Source organism: Dehalococcoidia bacterium, from assembly GCA_028711995.1.
Lineage (GTDB): Bacteria > Chloroflexota > Dehalococcoidia > SZUA-161 > SpSt-899 > JAQTRE01.
This window is the reverse complement of the sequence record JAQTRE010000163.1, coordinates 1-6,031: the sequence shown is the minus strand read 5'-3', so window position 1 is coordinate 6,031 and position 6,031 is coordinate 1. Positions and strand designations below refer to the sequence as shown.

Genomic DNA, 6,031 nt, shown 5'->3' with positions numbered 1-6,031 from the left:
CGATGAATTGGCTGCCACCACGATGGTGTAAGGCATGGCACCATGTTTCTCGAGTATGCCGATCACCTTAGCCACCTTACTGGCCTTCTGACCGATGGCTACATAGATGCAGATGAGGTTTCCACCCTTTTGATTGATGATGGTATCCAACGCCAGCGCCGTCTTTCCGGTAGCGCGATCGCCGATGATCAACTCGCGCTGTCCTCTTCCGATCGGAACCAAGGCATCAATGGTCTTGATACCGGTCTGCACTGGCGTGTTCACAGAACTGCGGCTCACCACATTGGGAGCCACACGCTCAACTGGACGCATCTTATCGGATTTAATCGGGCCCTTGCCATCCAGCGGCTGTCCCAGCGAGTCCACTACTCTGCCCAACAATCCCTCTCCCACCGGGACCTCGACGATACGGCCCGTGCAGCGAACCTCATCACCCTCTTTGAGCTTCTGATATTCGCCGAATATGGCTGCACCCACGTTATCCTCTTCCAGGTTGAGCGCCATGCCGATGATGTTTTCGGGGAAGGCAAGCAACTCCATCGATTTGACTCCCGCCAGACCATGGATTCGGGCAATGCCGTCTCCTACCTCCACTACGGTGCCAACATCAACGGCACTCACCGCAGCGCCGAATTGCTGAATCTGTTGTCTAATTATTGATGCAATCTCTTGTGCATTTGCCATTGGCCTTACCTCCGACGTATATCCTTTGGGAGCAGACCCTCGCGACGCAGTTTTAAACCGCGTCCCCGTTCATCCTGCTTGAATGATTCTCTGTTTCAGGCTCTGCAGGCGGCTGCGAACGCTGCCATCAATCACCTTGTCTCCGACTCGAGCCACAAAACCGCCGATGATGGCCGGGTCCACCTTGACATTCAAAACGATCTTGCTTCCGGTGATCTGAGCCAGATGTTGCTTGAAGCTCTCCAATGTACTCTGATCTACCGGTGTTGCTGTGATCACTTCGGCATGCGCGATTCCTTGCTGCAAATCTACCAACCGTCCATACTCCTGGGCTATCTGCGGCATAATTCGTGCCGTACGCTTCAAAATCAACAGTTTGGCCAGATTGAGCGCCATTTCACTGGCACCCGATAAACCCTGGGTGACGGCCTTAGCTTTGTGCTCAAAACGGACCTTCGGATTTTCCAGAATGGGTAGAAGTGCCACGTTACTGAATACAGCCGCCATCAAATCCAGATCGGAACGCCATTTCTCAAAGTCGCCCTTTTCCTGAGCGATCTGGAATACCGCCTGTGCATGCCTCTTGGCCGCGATTTCTCCAGCCATTGTTATATCCTTACTCTTTTCCCTTCAGACTACTGGCTTTTAACACTTCGTCGATCACTTTCTGGTGCTTTGTCTTATCCAACTCTTCGCTGATCACTTTCCCCGCTGCGAGGATGGTGATATCGGCAAACTCCTTGCGAAGCTGCGCAATAGCCTGATCCTTCTCCGACTGAATCTCACCCCTTGCCCGCACGATCAGCGCCTCGGCTTCCTTCTTGGCCTGCTCCTTCAGCACTTCACCATGTTTACCGGCTGTTTCGGTTGCCTGGGCAATCAGGGCCTGTCCCACTTTGCGAGCCTCTTCAAGAGCTTTCTTGGCTTCCACGTCGATCTCTACGGCGCGCTTCTCAGCCTGCTCCGATTTATCTAAGCCTTCTTTGATCTTCTCCGAACGCTCATCCAGCAGCTTCATTATCGGCTTATAGGCCAGAGCCCCCAACGCCCCGAATAGAATGCTAAAGTTTATCAACTGCACCAGAAGCCCTTGCCAGCTGATGCCTAGACTATTTATCATATCGCCCATACTGCACCTCTATAGTGACATATCCTCAGCCACTCACCGCTCCTTCGATCCCTCTCGGTCGCGGCCGCCCTGGAAGACCTTCTCTGTTTCCCCGAACCGCCCCCTGATTTCAAAGCATGGATGCTCTCCGAAATCCGAGCGGCACGTTCGGGACGATTGACTCTTCTACATCATGGCCAGGATAATGCCAATGATCAAGGCATAGATCGCAACGGCTTCGCACAGACCAATCGCGATCAGCATGTTGGTCATTATTGGACCTCTGGCTTCGGGATTCCGGCCGAGAGCCTGCATGGCACCATTGCCGAGAATACCAATTCCGATCCCAGGGCCTATAGCACCTATTCCCATCGCCAAACCGGCAGCGAGCCTCTTGGCCGCATCCTCGCTCCACCCACTCGTGGCAGCAGCGGCTTGTGCATGAATGGCCACATCCTTTACGACATCCAGTACTCCTAGGTCGATCATCTGTACGGTCCTCCTCCAGTTTGTTTAGAAAGCCTCTTAGTGCTCTTCCTCTTCATGTGGGATAACAGCAACCATAGCAAACCCAAGCGTTAGCCCGGCAAAGACTAATGCCTGGATGAAGCCGATCAGCAACTCCAATCCATAGAATGGGACACCGGCCAGTAGCGGCATCAGGAAGGCCATCATCATCAGAAGGACTTCGCCCGCCGTCATGTTGCCAAACAATCGGAAGGTGAAGCTGAGCAGGCGGATGAATTCGGTGAGAAGCTCGATCAAGCCTACAAACGCCCCGATAACCGCGGTAACGATCTCCATCGGCTTAAAGCTGGCGATGGCCTTGAATACCGGTTTGATCTTAATGAACTTGCCCATGTAATGGCGGAATCCGATTGCGGTGATTCCCCAGAACTCAACAGAGATGAAGGATACGATGGCCAGCGCCAGCGGCAGGTTAACATCAGTGTTTGCCGACCGGAGGATCGTGGTGGTCACCACGAATCCGCTCTGATCCCCGAAGAACGCCGTCTCATAGCTCATCTGATGACCCCAACCGATCACATTGAAAATGGGCAGAAGAGCCAAGTACGCGTTGGTAATGACGAAGAAAAAGATCGTGGCCACAATGGGGAAGAATCTCCGCCCGTTCTCTCTGCCGGCGGCATTTTCCACAAAGGTGAGCAACCATTCAACGATCGCCTCAATAACGTTCTGAAGGCCCGTTGGTACCAGGGATCGCTTGCGCATCGCGAAGAACATCACCGTCACCAGCACAATAACGGTAATCCACGAGGCGATCATGGTGTTGGTGATGGGGAAAGCGGATTTTTTCCCGTGATGGATGGCAGCGCCGACTACCAGAGCCCCGCTATCGGCATCCTTGACCAGCACATCGACGGCCAGATCACCCTTCTGAGTAAACGTGTACTCGACAGTGCTTCCGCCCTCTTCGATGCGATAGACCTCTTCCTCATCGACCACGAACCGCCACTCGTATACCGGGTTAGCCGGCATATTGTCGGCATTCTTTGGCTTGGCGTAGAGCGTCAGAGGCTCATCCGCCACCAGCTCTTTGTCTTCAGTTTGTACCTTGATTTCGATATCGACAACGCCGCGATCATCCACCCAATTCTTGTCGGTCTTTGTCCATTTGTGCGGAGTTTCTGCTTTCAGAAGATCGCCGGGAGGCAAATGAACTTCCGGCGTGGCCACTCCGAGAAACATACCACCCACCACCATCATTACGAGAGCAAGGAGCACAATACCAAGGCAACCTATCTTCGGTATCTTAGGCACGACCTATTTCTCCTTATCTTCCTTGTTTGCGAGTCCGTTCCTGTTAAGCAATGAGTAAGCTATCCAGATTCCGTATACTGCCACAACCACACCCACTGCTAATCCCATAAGGCTACAAAAGGTCTCGGCCCCCACCTTCTGCCCTATCCACCGCCCCAGAAACACTCCCCCCGCGATACACAGTCCGATATACCACCCAATCCCGATGAAACGTACAGCCACTATCCACGGCTTCTTCACCAACCACCTCGACCCTTGTACCACCCACAATGCGCTATGGGCACAGCTGCCAAACGCCACCCCTCACCAGAGAAAAGTCATGGAAGACCCTCCCTATTTCTCTGCTTAACCCTACCACTCCCACACGGACTTCCCCATAAAAAAGCCCTAACCTTCTATGGTTAAGGCCTTCTAATCACTAGTTCCCCTCATTTCTGTCGTTTTCCCGGAACCAAGCGCCCCGGTTCGTAAAAAGCGCATCAGACAAACCACCTTATTTGGCTATCCCTGGCCCTTGCCAAGGTCTTCTAGATTCAAACTATCCACAAAATCACGGAAGGCCGATAGACTCTTCAACTCTTCCTCCGTTGTTCCACTTTTGGTATCCTTACTCTGGGTTGAAGGCTTTCCGGTCTCACTATCCACAATAATGCCAGCTCGATCCAAGACCGTCTCCGCGGCATAAATAGGTGCTTGCGCCCGTATGGCGATAGCCATCGCATCGCTAGGACGTGAATCTAGCTCCAGCCGTTTGCCGTTTACATCGAGGATCAATTTGGCATAGAAGGTATCGTTGTGCAGATCACTCACCACGATTGAACTTACGGAAGCACCCAGATTCCTGATGATGGAATCGACTAAATCGTGAGTGAGCGGACGAGGAGGGTTGACACCCTGAAGTTTGATAGCAATCGCATCAGCTTCAGCAGGGCCGATCCAGATGGGAAGATAACGATCAGAGCTCTTCTCCTTCAGAATCACCACCCTTTGATAGTTCATCATGCTCACGCGTATGCTATCGATGCTCATCTCGATCATTCATCCCCTCCATCTAGCCCAATGGAATTCTATATCACCTCATCTCCCTTGTCAATACAATATTTCAGACTTCGAACCGTGGATTTTTGACCTTCCGGAGCTTCACCAGGAAGGGAGACAGATGAGCACCCGGAGGGTGATATTGCCTGGCGAAGTTCAATCCCCAGTGTGCGGGCGAGTAGGCAATCCGCTAGCCCTGGGTTGGGAATAGCCTACTTCAAACCCATACCCACCTCTCGAGGGAAACGCGGAGTCACCTGGCAAACCTGCGGGGCTCTGCCATGCCGATTATCAGACGTATCTGTGGATCACTTTGCCGCCGGTAATCGTGAGCCCCATTCGATGAGAGAATCCGCCCATCATCTGCACCGGAGCCAGTGCAGCCACCTCCTCCACCTCCGATTCAAAGAACTTGAGGTCGGCTTCGCCCGCCCACACCTCATCGACACGAACGTCTGAAACCTCGCTGACGGCAAGCTCATGAACCGTCGGTCTGGAGGCATCTTCGATATTGGGGAAATGGCGCATCAAATAGAACTTCACCGGAGGCAACTCCGAAGGCTCAGCCCGACGGGTAAATACCAGAGAGCCTTCCACAATTCGTTCCCCGTGCGCCTGACAGATGCCTTTCATCTTGGCGCCGACCCGCTTGCCGCCGATTCCGGGAGTGAGATCGCAAAACCTGGTACGATGAAGCCGGCAGAGCTTCTTGGGAAACCCCTGCACAAATCCGCGCATCAGGGTAAAATCGTTGTCCACCCAGATATACGGGACGAAATACCCCAACTCCCCACGGAAACTGCACTGGATCATCACCATGCACTCCTGGTAAATGGCCCGCTCCGGATTGATGAACGCCAGGTCGGGATTCGACTGGCTCACCGAAATCCACTCCACAAACCAGACAATTCCCTTCCCCGACTCCGGCCCCATCTCCAAAGGCGGCGGGATCAACTCCCTGGCTCGTGCTTCATCGGTGCGAAAGATCAACTGCATCACCTCGCCGCCATAATGCCAGGGAGGGGGTTCGACGAGCGATGATTTACCTCCAGGCGTCAGCGGAAGGGTGTATCCCTTCAGCGGAAACTTCTCGCGGGCCATGGAATCCTCCTCAAAATCAATCTCTTTAGAGAAGCACTGAATAAGTGGTGATCAACCCCCTTCTTTCCCCGATATGTACCGGCAATATCCATAGCTGATCGGTCCACTCCCGGTTGTTTCGCAAGGAAACTCAGTACATTCAAAGCACAGCCGAATCCCTTTGTGAAAGGCGCACGTGGAGATTTGGCAGAATTGGCGTCCCTGCAAAAAGCCGGTATCGGAATTCTGATTGAGTCACCCTGATATTATGCTGCGAAGTTTAAAGTCTGAGTGAATCGGCTGGCGGGTCGAATTTAGCGCCAAAACAAGCGCCAACAT

General features: G+C 53.2%; 8 protein-coding genes. All 8 read right to left on the bottom strand.

Going from position 1 to position 6,031, the window contains the following annotated elements:
* On the bottom strand, positions 1-684 hold a 684-nt coding region (locus tag PHV74_14510; protein MDD5095568.1), incomplete at its 3' end, for a F0F1 ATP synthase subunit alpha.
* A 69-nt stretch (positions 685-753) separates the two neighbouring features.
* On the bottom strand, positions 754-1,290 hold the full coding sequence (gene atpH / locus PHV74_14505; GenBank protein MDD5095567.1) for an ATP synthase F1 subunit delta: 537 nt from the start codon (positions 1,288-1,290) through the stop codon (positions 754-756).
* 10 nt (positions 1,291-1,300) lie between these two features.
* Positions 1,301-1,813 (bottom strand): F0F1 ATP synthase subunit B, encoded by a 513-nt coding sequence (gene atpF / locus PHV74_14500; GenBank protein ID MDD5095566.1) that lies wholly within the window; start codon positions 1,811-1,813, stop codon positions 1,301-1,303.
* Between the two features lie 165 nt (positions 1,814-1,978).
* On the bottom strand, positions 1,979-2,239 hold the full coding sequence (gene atpE, locus PHV74_14495; protein MDD5095565.1) for an ATP synthase F0 subunit C: 261 nt from the start codon (positions 2,237-2,239) through the stop codon (positions 1,979-1,981).
* A 78-nt stretch (positions 2,240-2,317) separates the two neighbouring features.
* Positions 2,318-3,574 carry a F0F1 ATP synthase subunit A gene (locus PHV74_14490; protein MDD5095564.1) on the bottom strand — a complete coding sequence of 419 codons (1,257 nt, stop codon included), beginning with the start codon at positions 3,572-3,574 and terminating at the stop codon, positions 2,318-2,320.
* 3 nt (positions 3,575-3,577) lie between these two features.
* Complete coding sequence (locus tag PHV74_14485; protein ID MDD5095563.1) at positions 3,578-3,814, bottom strand: AtpZ/AtpI family protein; 237 nt, start codon at positions 3,812-3,814, stop codon at positions 3,578-3,580.
* 261 nt (positions 3,815-4,075) lie between these two features.
* Complete coding sequence (locus PHV74_14480; GenBank protein MDD5095562.1) at positions 4,076-4,612, bottom strand: bifunctional nuclease family protein; 537 nt, start codon at positions 4,610-4,612, stop codon at positions 4,076-4,078.
* A gap of 291 nt (positions 4,613-4,903) precedes the next feature.
* Positions 4,904-5,713: an acetoacetate decarboxylase family protein gene (locus PHV74_14475; protein ID MDD5095561.1), complete on the bottom strand. Its 810-nt coding sequence runs from the start codon at positions 5,711-5,713 to the stop codon at positions 4,904-4,906.
* Positions 5,714-6,031: the final 318 nt, after the last annotated feature.

Excerpts from the sequence above, each read along its gene's own strand:
- atpF (MDD5095566.1), bottom strand. The coding sequence starts at position 1,813 with ATGGGCGATATGATAAATAGTCTAGGCATCAGCTGGCAAGGGCTTCTG.
- PHV74_14480 (MDD5095562.1), bottom strand. The coding sequence starts at position 4,612 with ATGATCGAGATGAGCATCGATAGCATACGCGTGAGCATGATGAACTAT.
- PHV74_14475 (MDD5095561.1), bottom strand. The coding sequence starts at position 5,713 with ATGGCCCGCGAGAAGTTTCCGCTGAAGGGATACACCCTTCCGCTGACG.
- atpH (MDD5095567.1), bottom strand. The coding sequence starts at position 1,290 with ATGGCTGGAGAAATCGCGGCCAAGAGGCATGCACAGGCGGTATTCCAG.